20 protein-coding genes are annotated in these 26,729 nt (G+C 70.0%); 5 read left to right on the forward strand and 15 right to left on the reverse strand.

The features are described 5' to 3' along the window. Positions 1–119: 119 nt before the first annotated feature. From nagB to QM568_RS00970, 4 genes are all read right to left on the reverse strand, one after another. The gene (gene nagB / locus QM568_RS00955) at positions 120–899 is read right to left on the reverse strand and encodes a glucosamine-6-phosphate deaminase (protein ID WP_415134884.1); all 780 of its coding nucleotides are present in this window, start codon (positions 897–899) and stop codon (positions 120–122) included. Beyond that, positions 892–1,833: an ROK family protein gene (locus tag QM568_RS00960; protein WP_415134886.1), complete on the reverse strand. Its 942-nt coding sequence runs from the start codon at positions 1,831–1,833 to the stop codon at positions 892–894. The genes nagB and QM568_RS00960 overlap by 8 nt, the downstream gene beginning before the upstream one ends. Next, entirely contained in the window at positions 1,830–3,017 is a 1,188-nt protein-coding gene (locus QM568_RS00965; RefSeq protein ID WP_415134888.1) for an ROK family transcriptional regulator, read from the reverse strand. The genes QM568_RS00960 and QM568_RS00965 overlap by 4 nt, the downstream gene beginning before the upstream one ends. A gap of 74 nt (positions 3,018–3,091) precedes the next feature. Continuing rightward, positions 3,092–6,340 carry a family 20 glycosylhydrolase gene (locus QM568_RS00970; RefSeq protein WP_415134890.1) on the reverse strand — a complete coding sequence of 1,083 codons (3,249 nt, stop codon included), beginning with the start codon at positions 6,338–6,340 and terminating at the stop codon, positions 3,092–3,094. Between the two features lie 84 nt (positions 6,341–6,424). Here QM568_RS00970 and QM568_RS00975 point away from each other — a divergent pair, with 84 nt between their 5' ends. Together QM568_RS00975 and QM568_RS00980 are read left to right on the forward strand one after the other, a co-directional pair. Next, on the forward strand, positions 6,425–6,829 hold the full coding sequence (locus QM568_RS00975) for a RidA family protein (protein ID WP_415134893.1): 405 nt from the start codon (positions 6,425–6,427) through the stop codon (positions 6,827–6,829). 79 nt (positions 6,830–6,908) lie between these two features. Beyond that, complete coding sequence (locus QM568_RS00980) at positions 6,909–8,399, forward strand: L,D-transpeptidase family protein (RefSeq protein ID WP_415134895.1); 1,491 nt, start codon at positions 6,909–6,911, stop codon at positions 8,397–8,399. Between the two features lie 423 nt (positions 8,400–8,822). Here QM568_RS00980 and QM568_RS00985 read toward each other — a convergent pair whose 3' ends face one another. Genes QM568_RS00985 through QM568_RS01010 form a run of 6 tightly spaced genes read right to left on the reverse strand, consistent with a single transcriptional unit; the run spans position 8,823 to position 16,438 of the window. Further along, complete coding sequence (locus QM568_RS00985) at positions 8,823–11,039, reverse strand: NADP-dependent isocitrate dehydrogenase (RefSeq protein ID WP_415134897.1); 2,217 nt, start codon at positions 11,037–11,039, stop codon at positions 8,823–8,825. 53 nt (positions 11,040–11,092) lie between these two features. Further along, positions 11,093–11,872 (reverse strand): ABC transporter ATP-binding protein, encoded by a 780-nt coding sequence (locus QM568_RS00990; RefSeq protein WP_415134899.1) that lies wholly within the window; start codon positions 11,870–11,872, stop codon positions 11,093–11,095. Then, on the reverse strand, positions 11,869–12,750 hold the full coding sequence (locus QM568_RS00995) for an ABC transporter ATP-binding protein (RefSeq protein ID WP_415134901.1): 882 nt from the start codon (positions 12,748–12,750) through the stop codon (positions 11,869–11,871). The genes QM568_RS00990 and QM568_RS00995 overlap by 4 nt, the downstream gene beginning before the upstream one ends. Continuing rightward, positions 12,737–13,735, reverse strand: a complete 999-nt coding sequence (locus QM568_RS01000) for a branched-chain amino acid ABC transporter permease (RefSeq protein WP_415134903.1) — start codon at positions 13,733–13,735, stop codon at positions 12,737–12,739. The genes QM568_RS00995 and QM568_RS01000 overlap by 14 nt, the downstream gene beginning before the upstream one ends. 1 nt (position 13,736) lies before the next feature. After that, positions 13,737–15,197: a branched-chain amino acid ABC transporter permease gene (locus tag QM568_RS01005; protein ID WP_415134905.1), complete on the reverse strand. Its 1,461-nt coding sequence runs from the start codon at positions 15,195–15,197 to the stop codon at positions 13,737–13,739. Further along, on the reverse strand, positions 15,194–16,438 hold the full coding sequence (locus QM568_RS01010) for an ABC transporter substrate-binding protein (RefSeq protein WP_415134907.1): 1,245 nt from the start codon (positions 16,436–16,438) through the stop codon (positions 15,194–15,196). The genes QM568_RS01005 and QM568_RS01010 overlap by 4 nt, the downstream gene beginning before the upstream one ends. Positions 16,439–16,631: 193 nt before the next feature. On the opposite strand from QM568_RS01010, the gene QM568_RS01015 reads away from it, so the two are divergent. Together QM568_RS01015 and QM568_RS01020 are read left to right on the forward strand one after the other, a co-directional pair. Then, positions 16,632–17,309, forward strand: coding sequence for a GntR family transcriptional regulator (locus QM568_RS01015; RefSeq protein WP_415134909.1), 678 nt, complete (start codon positions 16,632–16,634; stop codon positions 17,307–17,309). A gap of 100 nt (positions 17,310–17,409) precedes the next feature. Next, positions 17,410–17,868 (forward strand): GNAT family N-acetyltransferase, encoded by a 459-nt coding sequence (locus QM568_RS01020; protein WP_415134911.1) that lies wholly within the window; start codon positions 17,410–17,412, stop codon positions 17,866–17,868. 100 nt (positions 17,869–17,968) lie between these two features. Here the strand turns inward: QM568_RS01020 and QM568_RS01025 are convergent, their stop codons facing one another. Continuing rightward, entirely contained in the window at positions 17,969–18,769 is an 801-nt protein-coding gene (locus QM568_RS01025) for a hypothetical protein (protein ID WP_415134913.1), read from the reverse strand. Between the two features lie 120 nt (positions 18,770–18,889). Between QM568_RS01025 and QM568_RS01030 the strand changes: the two genes are divergently transcribed. Then, the gene (locus tag QM568_RS01030; protein WP_415134915.1) at positions 18,890–20,629 is read left to right on the forward strand and encodes a cation:proton antiporter; all 1,740 of its coding nucleotides are present in this window, start codon (positions 18,890–18,892) and stop codon (positions 20,627–20,629) included. Positions 20,630–20,671: 42 nt separating this feature from the next. Here the strand turns inward: QM568_RS01030 and QM568_RS01035 are convergent, their stop codons facing one another. The 4 genes from QM568_RS01035 to QM568_RS01050 form a co-directional block, all read right to left on the reverse strand. Continuing rightward, complete coding sequence (locus QM568_RS01035) at positions 20,672–22,486, reverse strand: ABC transporter ATP-binding protein (protein ID WP_415134917.1); 1,815 nt, start codon at positions 22,484–22,486, stop codon at positions 20,672–20,674. After that, entirely contained in the window at positions 22,483–24,366 is a 1,884-nt protein-coding gene (locus QM568_RS01040) for an ABC transporter ATP-binding protein (protein WP_415134919.1), read from the reverse strand. The genes QM568_RS01035 and QM568_RS01040 overlap by 4 nt, the downstream gene beginning before the upstream one ends. Positions 24,367–24,687: 321 nt before the next feature. After that, positions 24,688–25,182, reverse strand: coding sequence for a methylated-DNA--[protein]-cysteine S-methyltransferase (locus QM568_RS01045; protein WP_415134921.1), 495 nt, complete (start codon positions 25,180–25,182; stop codon positions 24,688–24,690). Continuing rightward, a complete protein-coding gene (locus tag QM568_RS01050) occupies positions 25,179–26,699 on the reverse strand; it encodes an AlkA N-terminal domain-containing protein (RefSeq protein WP_415134923.1) in 1,521 nt (506 codons plus the stop codon). The genes QM568_RS01045 and QM568_RS01050 overlap by 4 nt, the downstream gene beginning before the upstream one ends. Between the last annotated feature and the right edge of the window lie 30 nt (positions 26,700–26,729).

Here is a 26,729-nt window from a genome sequence, read left to right on the forward strand (position 1 = left end):
ACCATCCGTCGGAGCCGCATGCCGGTCGCCCGGCGTGTCTGCGCAGATCCACCCGACAAACAGCAATCCACCCGACAAACGGTCCGCCCGGCCAGCAGCCGGCGGGGCTCACGCCCCGCTCAGAGCCCCTGCCAGGCCGGCTTGTTCGCGAAGGTGTAGCGGTAGTAATCGGCGAGCTTCAGCCGCGACGCCGCCGCCTCATCGACGACGACCGTCGCGTGCGGGTGCAGCTGGATGGCTGAACCGGGGAGCATCGCCGAGAGCGGGCCCTCGACGGCATCCGCCACGGCCTGCGCCTTGCCCTCGCCGAAGGCGAGCAGCACGAGGTGCCGCGCCTCCAGGATCGTGCCGAGCCCCTGGGTGATGCAGTGCCGCGGCACGTCGTCGATGGAGTCGAAGAACCGCGCGTTGTCCTCGCGGGTCTGCTGCGTGAGGGTCTTCACCCTGGTGCGCGAGGCGAAGGACGAACCCGGCTCGTTGAAGCCGATGTGGCCGTCGGTGCCGATTCCGAGCAGCTGCAGGTCGACGCCTCCTGCCGCAGCGATCGCCGCGTCGTAGTCCGCTCCCGCGTGCTGGATGGTCGCCTCGGCGCCGTTGGGCACGTGGATGCGCGCGGGGTCGAGGCCCAGCGGCTCGACGACCTCGCGCGTGATGACCGAGCGGTAGCTCTCGGGGTGCGCCGGGTCGAGCCCCACGTACTCGTCGAGCGCGAAGCCGCGCACCTGCGACACGTCGACGTCGGCGAGCTGGGCGCGCAGCGCCGCATACACCGGGAGCGGAGTCGACCCGGTGGCAAGGCCCAGCACGGCATCCGCACGTGCGCGGATCAGCGATGCGATCTCCTCACCGACGAGCACGCCGGCGGCTTCCTTGCTCTCGACGATGACGACTTCAGCCATGGGGAACGGTCTCCTTGGAGGTGTCGGCTGCTCCGACGAGCGCAGCACCGAAGGCCGCGGCCGGAGAACCAGACGACAGGATCTCGACCCTGTCGTCGAGTTGCAGGGAGCGCATGAACGCCGAGGAGTCCGAGTCCTGACGCAGCGCGGCGCGGATGCCGGCTTCGAGCCGGTCGCCGAGGGCGGTGAGGCCTCCGCCGATGACGACGCGCTCCACGTCGGCCGAGAGCACGAGCACGCGGACGGCGGCGGCGGCGCCGTGGAACAGGTCGGCGCGCAGCGCGAGAGCCTGCGCGTCGCCGGACTCGGCCGCGTCGAGGATGTCGCGCACGGGCAGTGCACCTGGACGTCCCCAGGCCCTCGCCAGCGCTCCCCCGCCGCAGAACGTCTCGATGCAGCCGATCTGCCCGCATCCACAGCGACGTCCGTTCGGGTCGACCGAGAGGTGGCCGACCTCGCCGGCGGTGCCGCGCGCACCGCGCCAGATACGGCCATCGACGACGATGCCGGCGGCGACGCCGGTTCCGAGGTTCAGGTAGGCCATCGACCCAGCGGCGCCCCTCATCACGGCGGCGCCGAGGGCGGCGGCCTTGACATCGTTCTCGACGCGGAAGGGCACGCCGAGGAGGGCGCCCGCGAAGCCTGCGAGATCGAGCGACTCCACGCCGAGGTTGACGGCGTGCAGCACCCGCCCCGCATCGGCGTCGACGACCCCGGGGATGCCCACCCCGACCGAGACGACCTCGTCGAGGGTGAAGCCGGACTCCGCGGCGAGATCGCGCACAGCGGCGACGATGTTCGCGACGACCTCGACTTCGCCCCAGCCGCTCTCGCGGCGCAGGCGGCCGATGATCTCGTCGCGCTCGTCCACGGCGACAGCGTCGATCTTCGTGCCGCCCACATCGAGGCCGACACGGATGGCGCCCGCGCTCACGAAACGCCCAGTTGGCTGGAGAGCACCATGACCGCAGCCCCCCGCAGCACGATATCGTCCTGCGCGGTGCGGCGGATCTGGACGTCCTCGAACACGCCCTCGAGCGTGCGCGCACGCAGGGTATCGAGAGCGGCGTCGATGAGGATGCCGTCGAGGAGATCGGCTGGCCCGGACAGCACCACCTCGGCGAGGTCGAGAGCGGCGACGATCGGCGCGATGCCGACGGCCATGCGGGTGCCGGCGTCGCGAAGGATCTCATCGCGGGCGGCCGGGTCGGCCCCGATGGCCGCGCGCAGGCGGCTGACGCTGAGCCAGGCCTCGAGGCATCCGTCCTTGCCGCAGGCGCAGCGAGGGCCGCCGTCGGTGCCGACGACGACGTGGCCGATCTCACCGGCGGCGAAACGGCTGCCCAGCAGCGGCTGGCTCCCCGTGATGAGACCGGCGCCGACGCCGCGGCCGATCTTGATGAGCATGAAATCGGTCCTGGCGTCGCCGAACGTGTATTCGGCGAGCACCGCGGCGTTCGCGTCGTTGCGCACGAGCACCGGCAGGTCGACGTCGGCGCTGAGCTTCGCCTCGACCGGCACCTGCGCCCAGCCGAGGTTCGGCGAGCTGAGCACGACCCCATCGGGACGCACGACGCCGGGGGTGCCGATGCCGATGCCGAGCACCGGCTGGGTCGCCGCGGCGACGAGCGTGCGGACGAGCTCAAGCGTCGCCGCGTACGCCGCCTCGCCGTCAGCGGCATCGGGGCGCGCCACCTCGCGGCGCTCGAGCACTTCGCCGTCGAGGCTCAGCACGGCGCCGACGAACGCGCTCGTCCCGGAGAGGTCGAGGCCGACGATCTGGTGGCCCACGCGGTCGATGTCGATGAGGATCGGCGGCTTGCCGGGGCCGACGCTCTCGCGCACCCCGATCTCGACGACGATGCCGTCGGCGATGAACTCGGCGACGAGATCGGAGATCGTGACGCGGGTGAGGCCGGTCTCGCGCGACAGGTCGGCACGGCTCATGGCGCCGGCGTGGTACAGCGTCTGCAGCACCAGGGCGCGGTTGTGCCCGCGCGCGTGCTCCGGCAGCACCTTGGAGCGGGAGCGCAGGTTGCGCCCGGGGCCGAAGGCGTGCGCGCTCGCGCCGGCGTGGTCGCTCGACATCGTGGGACGCGTCTCATCCGATACGGACATGTTTGTTAGTAGACCTTACGAACAAAATTTATGCAACCCTTGATCGCTCGGGGCGAACCAGGGTTACCAAAACGTTACTTCAATTCCTCGGATGCCGCGGCGGCGGCATCCGTTCGTTCCGCGAGCCGCTCGACGAGACCCGCCACGATCTTCTCCCTCTCGGCGATCGTGAGGGGCTTGCCCGGCACGCCCGGGCGCCGCTGCGACGGCGTCGGGCCGTCGAGCGGACGGTACTTCACGCCCTGCGCCGCCAGGCGGCGCAGGTGCACGGGCATCCGGTGAAGCAGGTCACCGGTGTCCCCCGGCTCCCCACCTTCCCACAACCTCTCGGCGATCGCCGACAATCGCGGGAACAGGGCGAAGTCGACCCGGTCACGCGTGGCGAGGTGCTCGGTCCACAGATTCGCCTGCCCGCCGAGCGCACCTGGTTCGATGCGCAGCGAAGACGCCCGCTCCAGGGTGAGCGGCGGCCCCACGCGCACGGGCTCGTCCGTCGACTCCGACTGCGGGTAGTCCAGATACGCCTCGAGGTCGGGGCAGGCGATCACGGGAACGCCACGGCGCAGCGCCTCGCGCATGGCGACGCCGCCGCGCCAGGCGAGGATCGCAACACCCGCTGGCACATCGCCTTCGAGCACCTCGTCCCAGGCCAGCGCCGTGCGTCCGTGCGCGCACACCCGTTCGACGAAGCGCCTCGTGAACCAGGGCTGCACGTCGTGCGGCGTCGAGAGCCCCAGTTCGCGCATGCGCTCGGCCGCAGCCGGGCTCTCGGCCCACTCCGTCACCGGCACCTCGTCGCCGCCGATGCCGATCCACGGCGAGTCGAACACCTCCACAAGGGCATCGATCGCCGCGCACCCGAAGGCGAGCGCGGCCTCGGTCGGGGCAAGCGTGCGGGTGTTCACGCCGAAGTGCTCCCACGGGCCCGTCGGCGCCGCGCCGAGATCGGTGTTGCCGATATCGGGGTACGCGGCGAGCGCCGCCTGGATGTGACCTGGCAGCTCTACCTCGGGCACGACCGTGACGAACCGCGAGCGCGCGTGGGCGACGAGCGCGCGCAGCTCGTCGCGCGTGTAGTGGCCCTCGTGCACACCGGGCTCGAGCGTCGCGGACGCGCCGTGGCCGCTCTGCGTCGCCTCGCGGCGGGCACCCACCTCGGTGAGACGCGGGTAGCCCGGCACCTCGAAGCGCCAGCCCTGGTCGTCGGTGAGGTGCAGATGCAGCACGTCGAGGTGATGGTCGGCAAGCAGGTCGACCAGACGGAGCAGATCGTCGACAGGGCGGAAGTGCCGCGCCACATCGAGCATCGCACCCCGCCACGCATACGCCGGCGCGCCCTGCCAGACCCCGGCCGGGATACGCGACGGCACGGCACCGGGCTCGCGCAGTTGGCGAAGCACGGTCGCCCCGCGAAAGACCCCCGCCGCGCTCGCGCCGCGGATCTCGACCCCAGTGGCGGCCACCGTCACCCGGAAGGCCTCGGCGCCGATGCGTCCCTCGGCCTCGGCCGCAGCCGCCAGCGACTCGTCCACCACCAGGGAGATAGGCGGGAGCGCAGCATCCGTCTCCTCCCCCGCCAGCCGCGCGTCGATGTCGACGTCGCCGATCACCGGCGTCGCCGCCGACCAGCGGAATGCCTCGGCGGCCGGATCGATCTCGGCGGCGATGCGCGGCATGGTCGCCCGGTGCGCTGGCGGGCTCATCCGCAGCGCCCGGCCCGGCGTCGCCCCGGTGACCTCGCCGCCGCTGACCACCGGCACCCCGGAGACCAGCACCTCGACGATGCCGACCGGCCGCGCGCGCGGCGACGCGAAGCTCGCGCCCGCGGCGACGGCGTCCGGGTCGAAGAACACGAGGTCCGCCGTGGCGCCGGCGCGGATCACGCCGCGCGGAGCGTCGCCTCGGTCGAGACCGAGGCGCGCGGCGGGGTTGGCGGAGAGGTGGCGCACGGCCTCTTCGAGCGAGAGGATGCCGAGCTCCCGCGAGTAGTGGCCGAGGTAGCGGGCGAAGGCGCCGAAACCGCGCGGATGCGGCCGCGCGCCGATGAGGATGCCGTCGCTGCCGCCGCTGTGCCGGGGGTGGCGCATGATCGTGCGCACGTTGTCCTCGTCGCCGATGTGCATGAGGATGCCGGTCGCCCCGGCATCGGCGAGCACGGTGTCGAGCACGACATCGACGGCGGCGCGTCCTTCGTCGGCGGCGATCTCGGCGACCGTGCGCCCCACGAGCGGGTCGAGAGCGGGATTCGAGACGCCGGAGATCTGGATCGCCGTCCAGTCCGCCCGCTCGCCGTGGAAGCCGTCGCAGCCGAGGTCCTCGAGCTCGACGCGCACCTGCTCGCGTGCTGCGGCGTCGAGGGACGCGATCGTCGCGAGGAGGTCGCCTGCCTCGGCGAGCCGGCTGGGCAGGAGCGCCGCGAGGGTGGTCGCACCTGGCAGGTACGGATAGGTGTCGAGCGTCACATCGACGCCATCGGCGACCGCCGCGTCGATGAGCGCGAGCAGCTCGCCCGCCCGGCCGCGGTTGGGGGCGAAGTTCATGGTCGCGTGCGTGAGGTGCACGGGGCATCCGGCGCGGCGCCCGATCTCGATGGCCTCGCGGTAGGCCGCCAGCGCCGCCCCGCCGTAGCTGCGGGTGTGCGGCGCCCAGTAGCCGCCGCGCTCGGCCACCACCCGGCAGAGCGCCTCGAGCTCGGCGGCGTCGGCGTACATGCCCGGAGTGTAGGTCAGCCCGCTCGACATCCCGAACGCGCCCGCGTCGAGGGCCGCGGCGAGGAGGTCGCCCATCGCGGCGACCTCGGCGGCGCTCGCCCGGCGGTTCTCGTGCCCGACGACCATCATGCGCAGATTGCCCTGCGGGACGAGGACGGCGGCGTTCGCGGCCGCCGCCTCGTCGATCGCGGCGAGCAGATCGTCCATCGTGCGCCACGGCACGGTGGAGGGCCTGCCGTTCCAGCCGGCGATCTGAGCGGGGATGACGGATGCCGCGGCATCGTCCAGCGGCGCATAGCCGAGCCCGTCCTGGCCGAGCACCTCGGTGGTCACGCCCTGGAGGATCTTGGCGCTATGCGCCGCGCCCGTGAGCACGGCCAGTTCGCTGTGCGCATGCATGTCGATGAAGCCCGGGGCGACGACGAGACCCGCGGCGTCGATCTCGACGGCGCCCTCGGGGAGCTCGAGCGCAGCCGGATCCGCCGCGTCGGCGACCGCCACGACCCGCGCGCCCTCGACGGCGACGTCGGCGACGAACCGGTCGGCGCCGGTGCCGTCGACGACGGTCGCACCGCGATAGACGCGAACGCCCCTCTGGTCGCTCAGCAGCACGACGACGCCTCTTCTCTCGATGAACGGGCGGGCACGGCATCCGCAATTAGTACAGACACCTAACAACGCTACTAGGCTTGATGCGTGACTGAGAAGACTCGCGTGTCGACCACCGCCGCCCCCGCTCCCGCGCACACCTTCTCGCAGGGCGTCCGCAAGGGCCCGTTCGTGCAGGTCTCCGGTCAGGGCCCCGTCGACCCGGCCACCAACGAGTACCTGTTCCCCGGCGACGTCGCGGCGCAGACCACGCGCACGCTCGAGAACGTGAAGGCCATCGTCGAGGCCTCGGGGGCGACCTTCGACGACGTCGTGATGCTGCGCGTGTACCTCACCACGCGCGAGGACTTCGCGGTCATGAACGACGCTTACGGCGAGTTCGTGACCGCGCACACCACCAGCGGCGTGCTGCCCGCCCGCACCACCGTCTTCACCGGGCTCCCCCGCGAGGAGATGCTCGTCGAGATCGACGGCATCGCCATCGTCGGCTGACCAGGTCGTTGCCTCCCCGTTACCTGCGATCGCGTACGATTGATATACCGAATACGCTGATCGCCGGGGGGTGAAGTTCGTGACTGACCTGATTTCTGCGGCGGATGCTGCGACCGAGAAGACCGCTGAGGCCGCACCTTCCGGCGACGCACCCGCCGTTGCGGAGTTCGCAGACGGTCAGGACACGCTCGCGCTGCCCCCGGCCGACGGCGATCAGCCGCTGGCCTGGGCCCCGATCGAACCGGCGCCAAAGAAGAAGCGCCTAGGTCTGTGGATCGGCATCGGCGTTGGCGTGATCGCGCTCGGAGCCGGTGCGGCATCCACGATCCTCATCGCTCCCGGCACGACCGTGGCCGGCATCCCGGTCGGATGGATGACCCCGGGCGCCGCGGCCGACGCGATCAGCAGCCACCTCGAGAACACCACGGTGACCCTCACCGGCGACGGCGAGGGCGCCGTCCTGACCGGCGCCGACCTCGGCGCCTCGATCGATGCCCGCGCTCTGGCCGACGAGGCCTTCTCGTCGCACCCGATGTGGAACGTCACAACCTGGAACGCGACGGTGCCTGGCACGATCGCCCTCGACCCCGAGGAGGCGGACGCCGCGCTGCGCGAAGCCGTCCCGTCGAGCTTCGAGGACCCGGTCGACGCGGCCGTCACGTTCGACGCGGCCACCGGCGCCTACACGATGACGCCCTCCGAGGCGGGCACCGCGATCAGCGTGCCCGAACTGACTGAGGCGATCTCCGAGACGATCGCCGGCGGCGGCAGGACCCTGCAGTTCTCCGGCGATCCGACGCCCGCGATCCCGGCCGTCTCCGACGAAGACGCCAATACGGTCATGACCTCGCTGAACGACATGCTCGGCACCATCGGTTTCTACGTCGGCGACGAGCGCACCGTTCCGGTCGACGCCGCCACCGCCGCGACCTGGTTCGAGGTCGTCGACACCGACGGCGAACTGAGCATCGTCGCCGACGAGTCGGCGATCCAGGAGACCGTCGATGCGCTTCCCGGTCTCGTCGACCGCGCCCCGGTCAACGCCGCGAACGTCACCAACTCCGCCGGAAAGGTGTTGCGCGTCGAGTCCGAGGGCGTCAACGGGCGCACGATCGGCGACACCTCCGACATCGCCGCGGATTTCGCCGCCCAGCTCGAGAACGGCGATGGCATGTACGCCCTCACCGTGACCGAGACGCCTTTCGAGTCCGTGACCCTGGTCCGCACCGCGGATGTGAACCTCAGCACGCAGACGGCGAGCTTCTACGAGAACGGTCAGCTGGTCAACTCCTGGAAGATCTCCTCGGGAGCTGCGGGGCACGAGACGCAGACCGGCAACTTCACGATCCGCGCGCACGTGCCCATCCAGGACATGGTGGGCGCCGACTACGTCACCGAGGACGTGCCATGGGTCACCTACTTCAACGGGGACCAGGCCTTCCACGGCACGTACTGGCACAACAACTTCGGCAACCGGATGAGCCACGGATGCGTGAACATGCCGATCTCGGCGGCGAAGTGGGTCTACGACTGGGCGCCTGACGGCGTCGAGGTATCGGTCCACTACTGATCCCGGGGCGGTCGCCGTCGTCTCAGGCGCGCCCGCGCCGATGCGCGTTTCGCGGCGGCGCACGTTCGTGTTCACCCGCCTCGTCCGTCTCGCCCGTCGCTTCGGTCGCACTTCGTGTCGGCATCCGCCCGGCCCGCACCGCTCCGGTCGCACTTCGTGCCGCTTCACGGGCCCCAGAGCGACACAGAGCGCGACCGGAAGCACAACGCAACCGCGAGAGCCCAGCCCGCACCGTTCCGGTCGCGATTCGTGTCGGCATCCGCCCGAGCCCCACCGCTCCGGTCGCGATTCGTGCCGCTTCACGGGCCCCAGAGCGACACAGATCGCGACCGGAGCGGCAGGAGAGACAGGAGAGACAGAAGTCCCAGAGCAGACAGACGAGGGGCCGGATGCTCTCAGCATCCGGCCCCTCGTCCGCTGCGATCAGAGCGCGTCGATGATGGCGTTCAGCGTCGCCGAGGGACGCATGACCGCGGCCACGAGCGCCTCGTCGGGGCGGTAATAGCCGCCGATCTCCACCTTCTGGCCCTGCACGGCGTTCAGCTCGGCGACGATCTTGTCCTCGTTCTCGGCGAGAGACGCGGCGACCGGGGCGAAGGCTGCGGCGAGCTCGGCGTCCTTCGTCTGCGTCGCCAGCTCCTGCGCCCAGTACAGGCTCAGGTAGAAGTGGCTGCCGCGGTTGTCGATCGTGCCGAGGGCGCGGCCGGGCGAGCGGTCCTCCTCGAGGAAGGTCCCGGTGGCCGCGTCGAGCGTCTCGGCGAGCACACGGGCGCGTTCGTTGCCCGTGCGGTCGGCGAAGTGCTCGAGCGAGGCCGCGAGAGCGAAGAACTCGCCCAGCGAGTCCCAGCGCAGGTAGTTCTCCTCGACGAGCTGCTGCACGTGCTTGGGCGCGGAGCCACCAGCGCCGGTCTCGAAGAGGCCGCCGCCGGCGAGCAGCGGAACGATCGAGAGCATCTTCGCCGACGTGCCGACCTCGAGGATCGGGAACAGGTCGGTGAGGTAGTCGCGCAGCACGTTGCCGGTGACCGAGATGGTGTCGAGGCCGTGGCGCATGCGCGCGAGCGTGTAGCGGGTGGCCTCCTCCGGCGCGAGGATAGTGATCGTGAGGCCCTTGGTGTCGAGGGTTGCGAGGCCCTGATGCACCTTGGCGATGATCTGCGCGTCGTGCGAGCGGTTCGCGTCGAGCCAGAACACGGCGGGGACGCCGGTGGCACGGGCACGCGTCACGGCGAGCTTGACCCAGTCCATGACCGGGATGTGCTTGGTCTGCGTCGCGCGCCAGATGTCGCCCTTGCCGACCTCGTGCTCGATGAGCACGGTGCCTTCGCTGTCGAGGACCTGCACGATGCCGTCCGCCGCGATCTCGAAGGTCTTGTCGTGGCTGCCGTACTCCTCAGCCGCCTGCGCCATGAGGCCCACGTTCGGCACGGTGCCGATCGTGGCCGGATCCAGCGGGCCGTTCGCGATGACGTCGTCGATCACGGCCTGGTAGACGCCGGCGTACGACGAGTCGGGGATGACGGCCAGCGTGTCGGCCTCCTCGCCGTCCTTGCCCCAGAGCTTGCCGCCGTTGCGCACGAGTGCAGGCATCGAGGCGTCGACGATCACGTCGCTGGGCACGTGCAGGTTCGTGATGCCCTTGTCGGAGTTCACGTAGGAGAGCCGGGGACCCGAGGCGATGGCCCTGTCGAAGGCCGCGGCGATCTCGGCGCCGCCGGCGACGTCCGCCAGCCCCGCGAGGATCGAGCCCAGTCCGTCGTTCGCGCTGAGGCCCGCCTCGGCGAGCTGCGCGCCGTACTGGTCGAAGACGTCCTTGAAGAACGCCTTCACGACGTGTCCGAAGATGATCGGGTCGCTGACCTTCATCATCGTGGCCTTGAGGTGCACCGAGTAGAGGACGTCGTCGTTCTTGGCCGTCTCGAGCGTCTCGGCGAGGAAGGCGTCGAGAGCGGATGCCGAGAGGAACGTCGCGTCGATGATCTCGCGCGGAAGAACCTTGAGCCCCTCCTTGAGCACGGTGACCGTGCCGTCGGCGGCGACATGACGGAAGCTCAGCACGTCGTCGTGGGCCGCGACCCAGGAGCGCTCGTTGTGCTTGAAGTCGTCGTGCCCGAGGGTGGCGACGCGGGTCTTCGACCCCTCGGCGAACGCCTTGTTGCGGTGCGGGTGCTTCTTGGCGTAGTTCTTCACCGCGAGCGGGGCGCGGCGGTCGCTGTTGCCCTCGCGCAGCACCGGGTTGACGGCCGAGCCCTTGATGCGGTCGTAGCGGGCGCGGATGTCCTTCTCCTCGAGCGTCGACGGCTCGTCGGGGAAGTTCGGCACGTCGTAACCGGCCGCCTGCAGCTCGGCGATGGCGCCCTTGAGCTGCGGGATGGATGCCGAGATGTTCGGCAGCTTGATGATGTTGGCCTCTGGCAGGGTCGCGAGCCCGCCGAGCTCGGCGAGGGCGTCGCCCACCTGCTGCTCGGGGGTGAGCTTCTGCGGGAACGCGGCGAGGATGCGGCCGGCGAGCGAGATGTCCCGGGTCTCGACGTCGATACCGGCCTGGGCCGTATACGCCTGGACGATCGGCAGGAGGGACGCTGTCGCAAGGGCAGGGGCCTCGTCCGTGTGGGTGTAGATGATGGCGTCGTCGGTCACCGGTGCTCCGTTCGGGGGATCTTTTATCTCGATACCAAGATACCCGAGACGGATCACTCTCCTCGGGTCGCCGCCGCTGCGTCCTCCGCCTCCACCTGATCGGCGAGATCGCCGAGATACAGCTCGATCACCTTGGGGTCGGTGAGCAGCGCATCGCCGCTGCCCTCATAGGCGTCTCTGCCCTGCTCGAGCACGTAACCGCGATCGCAGACCTGCAGACAGCGCCGGGCGTTCTGCTCCACCATGACCACGCACACCCCGGAGGATCGGATGTCATGCACCCGTAGGAAGGTCTCATCCTGCTTGACCGGGGAGAGCCCGGCCGATGGCTCATCCAGAAGCAGCACCCGCGGCTCGCTCATCAGCGCCCTGCCCATCGCGACGAGCTGCCGCTCGCCGCCGGAGAGCGCGCCTGCGCTGCGCCGGGCGAGACGCGCGAGCTCGGGGAGCGTCGCGACCACCCTGTCGTACCTCTCGGCGAAGCGCTTGGGCTCGAGGTGAGTGCCCAGGGCGAGGTTCTCCTTCACCGTCATCGGCGTGAAGACGTTGTCGTTCTGCGGGACGAAGGCGAGCCCTGCCTGCACCAGCTTGTCGGGGCGTGCGCCGGTGACGTCCTCTCCGGAGATCCGCACGGAGCCGCTGCGCACAGGGACCAGGCCGAAGATCGACTTCAGCAGGGTGGACTTTCCCGCGCCGTTCGGGCCGATGATGCCGACGAGCTCTCCGTCGGAGGCGCTCAACGAGCATCCTCGGAGGATATCGACGCCAGGCAGGTAGCCGGCGACAACGTTCTCGACGATCACCCGGGGTTCGGTGCCGCTGAGTGTGCTCATGGGGTGTTCTCCTCGATGAGGCGTATGGTCGAGGTGGACATGACCTCGCGTTCCGAGATGCGTCCGGCGATCACATCGCGCAGGTCGACGTCGTGGTGGGAGCCGAGGTACGCGTCGATGACGACCTGCTCTGCCAGCACCCTTCGCGGCTCGCCCTCGGCCACGATCCTGCCGTCGGCCATGACGATCACGTGATCGGCGATGTGCTTGACGACGTGCATGTCGTGCTCGACGAACAGCACGGTGACCCCGTCGTCCTTCAGCGCGACGATGTGCTCGAGGATCGACTGGGTCAGCGCCGGGTTCACCCCTGCCATCGGTTCGTCGAGCATCAGCAGCCGCGGAGACGCCATCAGCGCCCTGGCCATCTCGAGCAGCTTGCGCTGACCTCCGGAGAGCCCTGCCGCATAGTCATCGGCTTTCGCGGCGAGCCCGAAGCGGCCCAGCAGCTCACGAGCGCGCTCCTCCTCGGCACGGCGGGCCGGCTGCCAGGTGACGGGGAACAACGCCCTCGACAGCCGTTCGCCGGGCTGCGCCGCACCGAGCAGCATGTTCTGCATCACGGTCAGCTTGCCGAGCACCTTGGTGAGCTGAAAGGTGCGCACCATTCCGAGCCTGGCGATCCGGTACGCGGGCACCCGGCTGAGCGGGGTGCCGTCGAAGCTCCAGGATCCTTCATCCGGGCGGTCGAACCCGGTCAGCAGGTTGAAGAGGGTCGTCTTGCCCGCGCCGTTCGGGCCGATCAGCGCGGTGATCCGATCCCGCGGTATCGACAGACGATCCACGTCGACGGCGGCGAGACCGGCGAAGCGACGGACGATGCCCTCGCCCTCGACCAGGGGCGTCGCGATGGCGGGCGTGCGATCAGGTGCGTTCAAAGGACAGCTCCTTGCGGGAGCCCAGGATGCCCTGGGGACGGAAGAAGATCAGCAGCACGAGCGCCAGGCCGATGAGGCAGAAGCGCAGCTGAGCGGCATCCGCGAAGGCCGACAGGACACCGGCGTCCTTCGCGAAGGAGATGAGTCGGTCGGTCAGCTGCAGCAGCACCCAGAACACGACCGATCCGACGATGGGCCCCAGCACGGTAGCCGCGCCGCCGAGCAGCACGATGGTGTAGAGGTTGAAGGTCATCCGGGTGCCGAAGTCCGCCGGGGAGACGGCACTGGGCAGCACGTAGAGGATGCCGGCCAGCGCGCCGATGGCGCCTCCGATGATCAGCGACTGCATCTTGATGGCCGTGACGTTCTTGCCGAGACTGCGCATGGCGTCCTCGTCCTCACGGATGCCCTTGAGCGTCAGCCCCCAGGGGCTGCGCATCAGCGCCCACACCAGCAGCGCCACCAGAGCGACGATCAGCCAGGTCACGATCGCCCACCACAGCGAGCTGGAGGTGAAGGTCCATGGCCCCAGGTGGATGCGGCCGGAGGGCAGCGGGTTGAAAGCGTCGAGGTCCGTGGAGTAGTCGCTGCCCTGCGAGGCATTGTTCGTGATGCCCTGCGCACCGCCGGTGACGTCGTTGAACAGCGAGGAGTTGACCGCGTAGCGGACGATCTCTGCCGAGGCGATCGTGACGATCGACAGGTAATCGCCGCGCAGGCGCAGGGTGAGAATGCCCAGCAGGAGCGCGAACAGCACAGCCAGCAGCAGAGCGACGACCGTGGCCAGCGGCCAGGGCAGGCCGAACTGCACGACGGAGATCGCGAAACCGTATGCTCCGACGGCGACGAAGCCCGCCTGACCGAAGTTCAGCAGCCCGGTGTACCCGAAGTGCAGGTTCAGCCCGAGCGCGGCCAGAGCGAAGGCCGCGGTGACCGGAGACAGGATCTGCTGCGCGGATCCGAGCAGTGCGTCGAGGAAGTCCATGTCAGCCGATCCTTTCCCTGGTGCCGAACAGGCCCTGCGGTCTGACGAGCAGCACGATGATGAGCACGCCGAGCGCGCCGACGTACTTCATGTCCGAGGGCAGCCAGAGCACCAGCAGCTCGGTGAGCACGCCGACCGCGATCGCCCCGAAGACGGCGCCGGCAGGCGTGCCGACCCCGCCGAGGATCATCGCGGCGAAGATGAGCAGCAGCGCTTTGAAGCCCATGTCCCAGGTGACGTCGCTGAGCAGAGCGAGCAGAATGCCCGCCAGCCCCGCCAGGGCGCCGGAGACGAGCCACACCAGCCTGATGGTGTGATCGACGTCGACGCCGGTCGCCGCCGCCAGCGGCCGGTTGGCCGCGACGGCACGGATGGCTCTGCCTGCGTGCGATGAGCGCAGCCACCACATCACCAGGCACACGGCGACAATCGCGACGCCGGCGCCGATGTAGGCGCTGATCGGGAACACGATGGGGCCGAGCCGGAGGCTGGGGATGGTCGCGGGGCTGACGCGCTTCGCGCTGCCTCCGAACAGGGCGTAGCCGAGATAGCGCAGGATCATCGCCACGCCCATGCTGGCGATCATCAGCGGGACGATCGCGACGCCCTTGCGCCTGGCCGGGCGCCACAGCAGGAGATCCTGCAGGAAGTGCAGCAGCACACCGGCCGCGATCGCGAACAGGGCGGCGACGATCACCGGCAGTCCGAGCACGGCAGAGGCGAAGAATGCCGCCAGTGCCCCGATCGTCAGCGACTCGCCGTAGGCGAAGTTCATCAGCCGCGTGGTGCCGCTGATCAGCGCCATCCCGAGGGTGGCCACGGCGAGGATGAGTCCGAGGCTCAGACCGGATGCGAGCTGCTGGGCGATCTGGGCTGCGCTGACGCTCGCGGCAGCGCCGCTGCTCTCGCCACCGGCATCCGAGATCACTCCTGCGTTGGCCGTCTCGGTCAGCGAGACGACGAGCCGCTGGATGGGAAGGGTGTTCGCCGCTCCCAGCTCCCTGCTGACCGCGTACACGTCACCGCCTTCGAAGTGCACATCGATGGCGGAGGTGTCGACGGTGATGACATAGACACCGGCATCGGGGACCGAGAGGGTCTCGCCGGTTCCGTTCTCGTCTGTGGTGGTCTCGGCGATGACCTCGCCCGACTCGTCGGAGACGGAGACCAGCGCGCCGGCGACACCGGCGCTGTCGGCGTCGACCACGCGCGGGATGAAGCCCCACTCCTCGTCGTCGGCAGCGGCCGCGGGAGCTGCGACGCCGATCACCATCAACGCGATGGCGGCGAGCAGAACGGTCAGCAGAGCTCCGACCCTGGGCGCTCTGCGGGTGCGGAGCGAAGGATGCGGCACGGCGCGCGCGCCTGCCGGATGTGCGATCGTCACGATGTTCTCGTACTCCTCCTGGCCGAGGTGCACGGCACGGCGATCCGTGCCGTGCACCTCATGCGGTCGGGTCACTCGACGGCGTAGGTGCCGTCGGCGGCGTAGACGAAGTGCAGGTAGTTCGTCGCCCCGACGTCGTTGTTGTCATCGAACTCGATGTTTCCGGTGAGCCCGTCGTAGTCGATCGTCCCCCCGTCTTCGATGATCGCCAGGCAGTCCGCGTAGGTCGAGCAGCTCTCCCCGTCGTTCGGGCCGCTGATCTCGGCCAGCGCCGCAGCGATGTCCTCCCCGTCGACCGACCCAGCGACCTCGGCCGCGAGTGCCGCCAGAATGGTGGCGTCATAGGTGGAGGCCGCGTAGGCGAAGGCCGTGAGCGAGGGGTCGATCTCCTTGACGCGGGCCTCGAAGTCCGCCTCGGTGTCCACATCGGCGCCCGGCTGGAACGCCTGGACGCCCTCCAGGTACGCGAGGTTGCTGACGCTCGCGGAGTAGTCGCCCAGCGTCGAGCTGGAGAAGTACACGTTCGCCGAGGGGAATCCGTTGGTGCCGACGAGCTGCTCGATCATGGCGCCGCTGTAGGTGGCGTAGGACAGGAACACGACGGCATCCGGCTGGGCGGCGACGACGGCGTTCACCTGCGCGCTGTAGTCGGTCTCCTCGACGTTGAACGACTCGTTGGCGGCGACGTCGATACCCGCGGCTTCGAGATTCTGGACCATGCCCTCCTCGAAGGCGGCGCCCCAGGCGTCGTTCTGCCAGATGAGACCGACCGATGAGTGCCCGTCCGCCGCGATGAGGTCGACCAGCTGGGCCGACTCGAGGGCGTCGGTGGGAGCAGTGCGGAAGTACAGCGGCGAGATGCCCGTGAGAGCAGAGGAGGTGTTCGACCCGGAGATCTCCACGATCCCGGCCTCGGTGATCTGCGGGATCACTGCCGCGCCCATCCCAGAGCCGTACGGGCCGATCACGATGTTCGCGTCGGAGGAGATGACGCTGTCAGCGGCGGTCGCTGCGGTGTCGTTGTCGCTCGAGGAGTCCTGTTCGACGTAGACGACATCCGCGCCGAAGACCCCGCCGGCGTCGTTGATGTCGTTGATGGCCAGCTGCGCGGCTGCGATCAGCGGCGCGACCGCCGACGCCTGGGTGCCCGTGTGAGCGAGGAACGAGGTGATGTTCAGTGCCTCGGGCAGATCGGCCTCTGCCGAATCGCTCGTGGTCGTCGTCGGCGAGGACGAGCAGGATGCGAGAACGAGCGCTGCGGCGACTGCCGCTGCGCCGGCGCCGATGCGCATCGGCCGGATGGTGGGAGGGTTCATGGTGGCTCCTGACTGTGGCTGTGCGAGACGTGCGCCCTCATCGTGCCGGCCGCGTCGCCTCGGTGTGCATCAAGGGATACGATTTGTATACAAACATCAATACGATCCGGATGCAAGTAACGATTAGGATGCAATCACGACGATGCTCACGGCATCCGCTCGATCCCGCACCCCGACATGTAAGGCACGTTCGATGGCCGCACAGCTCCCGCACCGCCAGCCGGCTCTTCGCGGCCTCGTCGCCTCCGCTCCCGTGTACGAGCGCCTGCGCGACGCCATACTCAGCGGCGAGCTGCGTCCCAACGCGCGACTGATCGAGGAGGACCTCGCCAACGCCCTGAACGTGAGCCGGAGCCCAGTGCGCGAGGCGCTCCTCGCGCTCGTGCAGGACGGGCTGGTGGTGCGCACCAGAGGATGGGCCGTGCGTGATCACACCCCTGACGAGGTGCTGCGCATCATCGAGGCGCGCGTCGTGATGGAGAGCGAAGCCGCAGCGCTTGCCGCATCGCGGATCACCGACGCTCAGCTCGACGAGCTCGACCGGCTGGCCCTGGACATGGAGGTGAAGGGTCTCGAGCGCTCATCGCTGAACACGCTGAACCGCCACTTCCACACCACAGTGACCGCCGCGGCCGGGAACTTCATGCTCGACGACTTCGCCCGACGCACGAACATCAGCTACTGGAACTTCAATCTCGGCGTCATCCAGCCGCCGGGCGATGACGAGATCGTGAACAGGCAGCACCGTGCGATCATCGACGCACTGCGCGCCCACGACCCGGAGGCTGCGCGCCTGGCCGTTCGAGAGCACGTCGGACGCACCTACGAGATCATGAGCGGCATGGTCTCGATGTCTCCACGGCCGCTCTGAACCAGCAACAGCCCCTTCACTGCGCGCACTCGCACCATTCGAGTCGAATTCACATGCGGCGACTGTGCACGCAAAGCGCTCTAGGGGCTAGCCTTGGTGCATGTCCGAACTGCGCATGGTCGAACTTTCCGCCGCGACGATCGTCGCCGTGAACAACCTGTCGCTGAAGCCTGGCCAGGAGCAGTTCCTCGCGCCCGTCTCGTACGGCATCGCCGCGACGGCGCTCAACCCGCAGACCTCCTGGCAACGAGTCATCCTCGACGGCGATGAGGTCGTGGGCTTCGTCAGTGCGAACTTCGACCCCGATGCCCCGGAGGAGTACTTCCGCTCGGTGCTGTGGCGCATCAACGTCGACGCCGACGACCAGGGCAAGGGCGTTGGGCGCTTCGCGGTCGAGAAGCTCGTCGAAGAGGCGCGTGCGCGCGGATTCGACCATGTGAACGTGATCTACGAAGCCGGCAGCGAGGGCCCTGAGGCATTCTTCCTGCGCGTCGGATTCACCCCCGTCGGCGAGACGGCCTACGCAGAGGTCGTCGGCGAGATCCGCGTCACCGCATAAGCCGGCGGCGGGGTCTCGAATCCCCTCCCCCATCGAGACCTCGTCGCCCTCTCCTGCGACGTAAAGAGAACGCCCCCAGACCTGAGCCTCTGCGGAGGGTTCAGCGCTCGTCGCGCGGGTGCTTGCGGGCGGTCCAGGCGGCGAGGGCCGATGCGACGGCCCCTGCGGCCTGGTCGATGGCCTCGGCCGACTTCGACAGCACGTCCTGAGCGGCGTCCTGCCACGCGGTCGACGGCGACTCGCCGACGAGGACCCTGGCCCGGTGCTCCGCCGCCTCCAGGGCACCTTCCAGTTCCGCGACCGCCTCGCGGTACGCCGAGTACGCAACCGGGGTCGGGGTGTGCTCGGCCTCGCGCCGCAGCTCGTTCGCGCGACCGGCCGCACGCAGGTAGGCGGCGGTCGTGGGCTGGCGCACATCGGTCATCGCCGGGTAGGAGATCTGCAGGGCGGGGTCGGTCTCGTAGCGCATCCAGCGGGCGGTGATGACCTCGTGCTCGGCGCGCAGGCGCTCCAGCGGGCGAGGAGCGGATGCCGGCGGCACACTGGCCCTCGCGGCACTCAGCCGCGCCTGCCGCGCTCTGACGTCGGCGGTCGCGGCCTTCAGCTCACGCTCGCGCTCGCGCAGCATCCGTCTCGCTCCGGCGACGCGCTCCGCGCCGACCCTGCCCGCGCCCCGCTCCGCCGTGATCCTCGTATACTCCGCGCGCGCGACCTTCACCGCCAGCCGATGATAGGTCACAGCCTGCTGCGCGACCTTCAGATCGTGCCGAGCAGCATCGACCGCGAGCCGTCGCCCCGACCGCTTCGCCCGGTGGCGCATCCCGATCGCTCCGGCCGTGCCCGCGGCGACGGCGGTCGGCGCGATCCACCACCACTCCGCGACGATCAGCAGGGGCTCCATCCCTCGATGGTATCCAGGACTGCCCGAGCACGCGCCAGCCCCGATCGCAGCCGGCCGGCGCGCCGAGGCCGCGCGTTTTACCTCTAACGTTGAGTGAGACGACGAAGGGAGAAGCAGCGGATGGAATCCGGCCTGGAACTCGGCCTGTACGGTGTGATCGCCGTCGCGGTGATCGTCGCCGTCGCCGCGTTCTCCAAGCGCCTCGGCATCGCAGCTCCCATCATCCTGGTCATCGTCGGGGTCGGGCTGTCGTACCTGCCCGGCGTGCCGGAGATCGAGATCGACCACGAGATCATCCTCGACGGGCTGCTCCCTCCCATCCTCTACGCCGCAGCCGTGAGCGTGCCGGTCCTGGACTTCCGCCGCAATCTCGCACCGATCGCCGGTTTGTCCGTCGCGCTGGTGATCGTCACCGCGTTCGCCACCGGCGGGCTGCTGTTCACGCTGCTGCCCGATCTGAACTTCGCCGCAGCCGTCGCACTCGGCGCCATCATCAGCCCGCCGGACGCGGTGGCCGCGACCTCCATCGGCCGGCGGCTGGGCCTGCCACCGAGACTGCTGACGCTCCTGGAGGGCGAGGGCCTCGTCAACGACGCCACAGCCCTCGTGCTCCTGAGATCGGCGGTCGCCGCAGCGGCAGGCGGACTCGCGTCTCCCTGGGCCGGCGTCACCGACTTCCTGTACGCGGCCTTCTTCGCCATCGTGATCGGGATGCTGGCGGGCTACGTCACGGTGTGGGTGCGCTCGAAGCTGTCCGATCCGGTCCTGGACACCGCGCTCAGCATCGCGGTGCCCTTCGTCGCGTTCATGCCTGCAGAGTCCCTGGGGGCGTCGGGCGTGCTCGCCGTCGTCGTCGCCGGGCTCTACACCGGCCACGCCGCCCCGCGCGCGTTCACGCCTCAGTCGCGCGCCAGCGACCGCATCAACTGGCGCACCATCCAGTTCCTGCTCGAGAACGGCGTGTTCCTGCTGATCGGCCTCGAGATCCGCACACTCATCGGGCACGCCAACGAGCACGCCGACGTCTTCAGCGTCGAAGCGTCGTTCGGCATCGGGCTGCTCGCCACCGTCGCCCTGATCCTCATCCGTTACCTGTGGATCGGACCGCTGATCATGGCGCTCGCCATCCGCGAGCGACGCGCCGAGCGCTCCACCTACCGGGCGCTGCTCGCCCTGTACTACTACCGTTCGCACCCCACCGCCACGAAGGCCCAGGCGCGCACCCGCAACCGTCTCGAGCGCGACTACGGGCGCCGACGCGCCGATCTCGAGCAGCAGCGGCAGGAGCGCATCGACTGGCGCGGCGGCGTCGTGCTGGGCTGGGCCGGGATGCGCGGCGTCGTCACCCTCGCCGCCGCGCAGTCGCTGCCCGCAGAAACGCCGTACCGGCCGCAGTTGATCCTCATCGCCTTCACGGTCGCCGTCGCGAGCATCGTGATCCAGGGCGGCACGCTCCCCTGGCTGATCCGCCTGCTGAAGGTGGAGGGCATCGACGCCCAGCAGGACCGTCACGAGCTCGCACAGCTCCTCGACGTCCTCAGCGGCGCCGGCATGGACGAGCTCGACCGCCTCGTTCAGGAGAGCGAGCGACCGATCGACCCCGACGTGGTGGAGCGCGCGCGGCAGTCCAGCTTCCTGCGCACCGAGGCCGCCTGGGAGCGCGTCGCGCTCCGGCCCGACCCGGAGCACACCCCGCACCGGGAGTTCCGTGAGCTGCGCCTGGCGATCGTGGCGGCCGAGCGCGAGAAGATGCTCGAGCTCCGCGCGCTCGGCAACTACCCCTCGCGCATCCTCGCCGAGGCCCAGGCGATGCTCGACATCGAGGAGACGCGCCTGGCCCGCCGCCCGGAGACCCACTGAGCCGACGGCGTGGTGCCGCATCCCGGCACCGCGCCGTGCGGCTCAGACCAGCGTCTCCTGCCAGGCCGCGTGCAGCTGGGCGAACCGTCCTGTGCCGCCGATGAGCGCGGCCGGGGTGTCGTCCTCGATGATCCGTCCGTGCTCCATCACCAGCACCCGGTCGGCGATGGCGACCGTCGACAGGCGGTGGGCGATGATGATCGCGGTGCGGTCCTTGAGCAGAGTCTGCAGCGCGTCCTGGATGAGCCGCTCAGAGGGCATGTCGAGCGAGGCGGTCGCCTCGTCGAGGATCAGCACCGACGGGTCGGCGAGGAAGGCCCTGGCGAACGAGATCAGCTGACGCTGCCCCGCCGACACCCGCCCGCCGCGCTTGTTCACATCGGTGGCGTACCCGTCGGGCAGCGACTGGATGAACCCGTCGGCGCCGACAGCGCGGGCGGCGGCACGGATCTCGTCGAGCGTCGCGTCGGGCTTGCCCAGCGCGATGTTGTCGGCGACCGTGCCGCTGAACAGGTACGCCTCCTGCGTGAGCATGACGATCGCGCGCCGCAGGTCCTTCGGGTGCAGCTGGCGCAGATCGACGCCGTCGATGCTCACCCGCCCCTTCGAGGGGTCGTAGAAGCGCGAGATGAGCTTCGCGAGCGTGGACTTCCCGGCTCCGGTGGTGCCGACGAGCGCGATCGTCTGTCCTGGCGGGATGTCCAGGGAGAAGTTCGGCAGGATCGTCTTCTCGCCGTTGTACCCGAAGGTCACCTCGTCGAAGCGGATGTGTCCGCGCGACTCCCGCAGGTCGACCGGCTTATCGGGATCGGGCACCGTCGGCACCTCCTCGAGCACGCCGGAGACCTTCTCGAGCGCGGCCGTGGCCGACTGGTACGAGTTCAGGAACATCGCGATCTCCTGCATGGGTGCGAAGAAGTTGCGCACGTACAGCACGGCGGACAGGAGCACGCCGACGGTGAGCGCTCCGTCGGAGACGCGGATGCCGCCCCAGAGCACGACGAGGCCGAGCGTCAACGCGGCGACCCCCATCAGCCCCGGCTCGAACGTGCCAAACAGCAGCATCGAGCGTCGGTTCACGTCGCGGTAGTCCCCGGCGAGCCCCTGGAACACCTCGTCGTTGCGCGGCTCCTTGCGGAAGGCCTTCACGGCGCGGATGCCGGTCATCGTCTCGACGAACTGCACGATCACCTTCGCGCTGATCACCCGCGACTCGCGGTAGACCAGCTGCGAGCGCGTGTAGAACCAGCGCATGAGGAGGAACAACGGGATGCCGGCGAGCGCGAGGATCACGCCCGACTGCCAGTCCCACACGCACAGGGCGATGAAGGTGAAGATGCCGAACAGCACACCCGAGACGAGCTCGTTGAGGCCGCCGTCGAGCAGTTCCTTGATCGAGTCGAGGTCGCTGGTCTGCCGCGAGATGATGCGGCCCGAGGTGTACGACTCGTGGAACTCGAGGCTCAGTCGCTGCGTGTGCAGGAAGATGCGCTTGCGCAGGTCGAGCAGCACGGCCTGGGTGATCCGGGCCGCGATCAGCACGTACCAGGCGATGAGCGCGGCGGCCAGCGCCCCCGCGAGGAGGTACGCGAAGCCGATCATCAGCGCCGGCATCCAGTTCGCGTGCTCCAGCACCTCCGGCAGCGCCCGGTCGAGACCGATGCTGATGAGGATCGGGCCGATGACCTGCAGCGCCGTGGAGACGATGAGCACGAGGGCGGCGAGCACGATGCGCGCGCGCAGCGGCACCACGAGCGAGCCGAGCAGTCGCAGCGAGCGCTGACGGATCGCGCGGCTCTCCTCACGGGTGTACCGGGAGCGGTCCTCGTCGCGGGTTCCGGCGATGGCGGAGCTCATGCCTGCACCTCCTCCTCCTTCTGCTCTTCCCCGGTTGCTGAGCCTGCCGAAGCATCGTCGCGGAGCACCGGTATCGCCCCGGTGCGCGCCGCCTCCTCGGCCTCCAGGCTCGAGATGACGTGGCGGTAGTGCCGACTCGTCTTCAGCAGCTCGGCGTGCGTGCCGACCGCGGTGATGCGTCCGGACTCCAGCAGCGCCACCCGATCGGCGAGCGCGACCGTCGACGGGCGGTGAGCCACGATGAGCGCCGTGGTGTCGGCGAGCACGTGGCGCAGCGCCTCTTCGACGAGCGCCTCGGTGTCGACGTCGAGAGCCGACAGCGGGTCGTCGAGCACGAGCACCTTCGGCTTCGCCGCGACCGCACGCGCCAGGGCGAGACGCTGACGCTGACCGCCGGAGAGACTCAGTCCCTCCTCGCCGATGATCGTCTCGACGCCCTCGGGCAGCGCGTCGACGAATGCGGCCTGTGCCACCTCGAGCGCCTCGCGCAGCACCCGCTCGGCCTCCTCGCCGTGCACGTCGAGGTCGGCCCGGCCGAGCAGGACGTTCTCCCGGACGGATGCCGAGAACAGCGTCGCGTCCTCGAACGCCATCCCGATGTGCTGACGGAGCTCGGCCAGTGCGAGATCGCGCACGTCGACGCCGTCGAGCGTCACCCGTCCGCCTGTGACGTCGTACAGACGCGCGGGCAGCGTCGTGAGCGTCGTCTTGCCTGACCCGGTCAGCCCGACCAGCGCCATGGTCTCACCGGGGTGCAGCACGAGGTCGATGCCGTCGAGCAGGTCGCGCTCGTGGGATCCGGCATCCTGATAGCGGAAGCGCGCGCCCTCGAAGGCGAGCTCGCCCCGGGGCGAGGCGATGCGCGTCGGCGAGACGGGGTCGGTGATCGAGTTCGTCTCCGAGAAGATGTCGAAGACGCGGTCGGTGGCGGTGCGGGCGTCGAGCAGGAACGAGAAGAGGAACCCGATCGACTCGATCGGCCAACGCAGCACCACGGCCATCGCGAAGAACGCGAAGAGCTCCGGGAGCTCGATCGCCCCCTGCGAGATGAGCCAGATGCCCGACAGCAGGCTGAGCCCGAACGCGATCTGCGGCATGAGGTCGAGCCAGAACCAGATCGATGCGATCGCTCCGGCCTTGCTCATCTCGATCTCGCGCAGAGTCTCGGCCTGACGGCTGAACCGGCTCAGCGCGTAGGTGCCCCGGCCGAACGCCTTGAGCACGCGGATGCCGTGCACGCTCTCCTCGACGCTGGTCGCGAGGTCTCCGGCCTGATCCTGGCTGCGGCGGGTGAGCGCGCCGTAGCGCTTCTCGAACAGGTAGCCGTGGATCCACAGCGGAACGGCGGTCACGAGGAAGATCGCGCCCAGCAGCCAGTGCCAACGGAAAAGGAGCGCCGACCCGATGGCGATGGTCAGGATGTTCACGACCAGCAGGATGAGCCCGAAGGCGAGCCAGCGGCGGATCAGGCCGATGTCCTGCATCATGCGGCTCAGCAGCTGACCGGACTGCCAGCGGTCGTGGAAGGCGACCGGCAGCGTCTGCAGGCGCGCATACAGCTCGGTGCGCATCCGGTACTCGACCTCGGTGGCAGGGTTCAGCACGAACTGACGGCGCAGCCACACCATGACCGCCTCGCCGACGGCGAGAGCGAACACGGCGGCGGCACCCCAGACGATGGCCCCGATCTCGCCCGATCGCACGGGGCCACGGATGATCTGCTCGAGCATGATCGGGATCATCAGTGCGATCACGGCGGCGGCGTGCGCGCTCGCCGCTCCCCCGGCGAAGCGCCAGATGGCGGGCCTGACGAAGGGTTTGAGGCGCCAGAGGGCCGCCGCAGTGGATAGAGAAGAAGAAGCAGAAGACGAGAAAGACATGACTCTCAGACGAGTTTCGTATGGAAATCGGCGGCGAAGAAGAAGCGGATGCGGGAGCGCGTGGGTCCGGCATCCGAGCGGATGCGATCTCGGATCTAGCCGAGGGGCGGGCGCTGCGCGTCCGAGCCGAGGGGCGCGATCTGCACGGTGACGATCGTTGTCATGGTGTCCTCCTCAGGGGCTCGATGGCGCCGGCCGGCTGGCACGACAGCCCACCAGCCTATTCCTGTGAACCGTCTGGACGCAACGCGCATTCCCACGATCTCGAAGATCGGATGCCGGCCCCGCCGTCTCGCGCCCGTCAGCGAGCGGCAGTGCCGGTCAGCGAGCGGCTTCGCGGGCGAGCAGGCTCCGCTTGACCTCGAGCCCCCACGCGAAGCCGCCGAGCGAGCCGTCGCTGCGCAGCACGCGGTGGCAGGGCACGAAGAGGGCCGGGGCGTTGCGCGCGCAGATCGACGCGGCCGCCCGCACTGCCCGCGGAGTGCCGAGGTGCGCCGCGAACCCCGCGTAGGTGAGCGGCACGCCAGGGGCGATGCGCCGCAGCGCCGCCCACCCGGCCAGCTGCGCGGCGGTGCCGTGCTGAGCGACCTCCACCGCGTCGATCGCGCCGAGGTCGCCGTCGTAGTAGGCAAGGGCGGCGGCTGCGGCATCCGTCTCCCCCTCGGCGATCGCCTGCGGCCGATGCGGCCCGGAGAGGCAGTTCACGATGGCCGCGTGATCCGCCGTCCATCCGGAGGCGAGCACGCGCTGCCGCTCATCGGCGAGCAGCGTGAACGCGCCGTCAGGGGTGTCGATGGTCTGGATGATGGCGGTCATGGGGTCTCCTCGGTGGTTCGTGACGGACGCACCGGCGCCGCGCGCCACAGGTGGGCGCTGAGGTAACTGCGCCAGGGCGCTGTGCGCCGCGCCCAGTCGGTGAGCTCTCTCGGTGTGGAGGTCAGTCCTGCAGCGGCAGCCCCGGCGCGGAGGGCGACGTCGCCGGGAAGGAGCACGTCTGGGTCGCCGAGCACCCGCATGCGCACGTAGTCGGCCGTCCACGGGCCGATCCCTGGCATGGCGAGCAGGGCGGCGCGCTGCGCGGAGCCGTCGTCGCCGATGGTGAGCGTGAGCGAGCCGTCTGCGAGGGCGGACGCCGCCCCGACGATCGCGCGGATGCGGGCTGCGGGCCCGCGAAGCACCTCGGCGCCGTGCTCGGCGATCGCCGCCATCGTCGGGAACATCAGTGCGTCACCGGGAAGACCGGGTCCCTGAGCGGGGCGGAGGACCCGCTCCCCCAGGGCATCCGTCAACGCCGTGAGCGCGGTCCGGGCCGCTGCCACACTGATCTGCTGGCCGATCATGGCGCGGATCAGCATCTCGTGCGGGTCAGCCGCCCCTGGCACGCGGATGCCGGGGGTGCGGGCCACGAGCGGGGCGAGCTCGGGGTGGGCGCCGAGCGCGGCATCGACGGCGATCGGATCGGCGTCGAGATCGAACAGGCGCCGCACCGTCGACACGAGCGGCGCGAGGTCCGGGAGCGCGGTGACGCTGGCGCGCAGCCGGAGCCGGCCGACGGCGTCGAGGCGCACCTCGAACCAGGCAGCCCCTCCCAGCATCCGCAGGTTCCTGGCGAACGACGTCGCCGTGGCGTCCTCGACCCCGGCCACCGCCCGCGCCGACATCCACGCGAAGAGGCCGGCGGCGTCGAGCGGGCCGCGCACGGGCAGCAGCAGGTCGATGGCGCCGAGGGCAGAGCCTCCGCCGTGGGTTGCCGAGCCGGTCGACGCGCGCCGCGCCCGCAGCTCGCCCGGCGTCATCGCGAACACCTCGCGGATCGTGTCGTTGCACTGCCGGATGCTGGAGAACCCGGCCGAGAACGCCACCTCGGCCACGGGCATGGCGGTGCCGACGAGGAGCATCCGCGCCGTGTGCGCGCGGTGCGCCCTGGCGAGGGCGAGCGGCCCCGCGCCGAGCTCAGCGGTCAGCAGCCGGGTGAGATGGCGGCTGGAGTAGCCGAGCCGGTTCGCGAGCCCCGGCACACCCTCGCGCTCGACGACCCCTGCGGCGATGAGCCGCATCGCGCGGGCGGCGGTGTCGCTGCGGAGATCCCATGCGGGAGAACCCGGCGCGGCCTCGGGCAGGCAGCGCTTGCAGGCCCGGTAGCCGGCCTCGTGGGCCGCGGCGCTCGTCGGGAAGAAGGTCACATTCGCCGGCTTCGGCGTGCGCGCGGGGCAGCTCGGACGGCAATAGATGCCGGTCGAGCGCACCGCCGTCACGAACTGCCCGTCGAAGCGCGTATCGCGGGCGCTGATCGCGCGATACCGCTCGTCGAAGTCGGTGACGGGGAGGCTCATGGCTCCACTCTGTCACGCCGTCCCGGCACC

Source organism: Microbacterium sp. (assembly GCF_047607465.1).
Taxonomy (GTDB): Bacteria; Actinomycetota; Actinomycetes; order Actinomycetales; family Microbacteriaceae; genus Microbacterium.

What these genes read in the sequence shown, in the direction of transcription:
- nagB (WP_415134884.1), bottom strand. Translation starts at nt 899, where the DNA reads ATGGCTGAAGTCGTCATCGTCGAGAGCAAGGAAGCCGCCGGCGTGCTC.
- QM568_RS00965 (WP_415134888.1), bottom strand. Translation starts at nt 3,017, where the DNA reads ATGTCCGTATCGGATGAGACGCGTCCCACGATGTCGAGCGACCACGCC.
- QM568_RS00990 (WP_415134899.1), bottom strand. Translation starts at nt 11,872, where the DNA reads ATGAGCACACTCAGCGGCACCGAACCCCGGGTGATCGTCGAGAACGTT.
- QM568_RS01000 (WP_415134903.1), bottom strand. Translation starts at nt 13,735, where the DNA reads ATGGACTTCCTCGACGCACTGCTCGGATCCGCGCAGCAGATCCTGTCT.
- QM568_RS01010 (WP_415134907.1), bottom strand. Translation starts at nt 16,438, where the DNA reads ATGAACCCTCCCACCATCCGGCCGATGCGCATCGGCGCCGGCGCAGCG.
- QM568_RS01015 (WP_415134909.1), top strand. Translation starts at nt 16,632, where the DNA reads ATGGCCGCACAGCTCCCGCACCGCCAGCCGGCTCTTCGCGGCCTCGTC.
- QM568_RS01020 (WP_415134911.1), top strand. Translation starts at nt 17,410, where the DNA reads ATGTCCGAACTGCGCATGGTCGAACTTTCCGCCGCGACGATCGTCGCC.
- QM568_RS01025 (WP_415134913.1), bottom strand. Translation starts at nt 18,769, where the DNA reads ATGGAGCCCCTGCTGATCGTCGCGGAGTGGTGGTGGATCGCGCCGACC.
- QM568_RS01030 (WP_415134915.1), top strand. Translation starts at nt 18,890, where the DNA reads ATGGAATCCGGCCTGGAACTCGGCCTGTACGGTGTGATCGCCGTCGCG.
- QM568_RS01035 (WP_415134917.1), bottom strand. Translation starts at nt 22,486, where the DNA reads ATGAGCTCCGCCATCGCCGGAACCCGCGACGAGGACCGCTCCCGGTAC.
- QM568_RS01040 (WP_415134919.1), bottom strand. Translation starts at nt 24,366, where the DNA reads ATGTCTTTCTCGTCTTCTGCTTCTTCTTCTCTATCCACTGCGGCGGCC.
- QM568_RS01045 (WP_415134921.1), bottom strand. Translation starts at nt 25,182, where the DNA reads ATGACCGCCATCATCCAGACCATCGACACCCCTGACGGCGCGTTCACG.
- QM568_RS01050 (WP_415134923.1), bottom strand. Translation starts at nt 26,699, where the DNA reads ATGAGCCTCCCCGTCACCGACTTCGACGAGCGGTATCGCGCGATCAGC.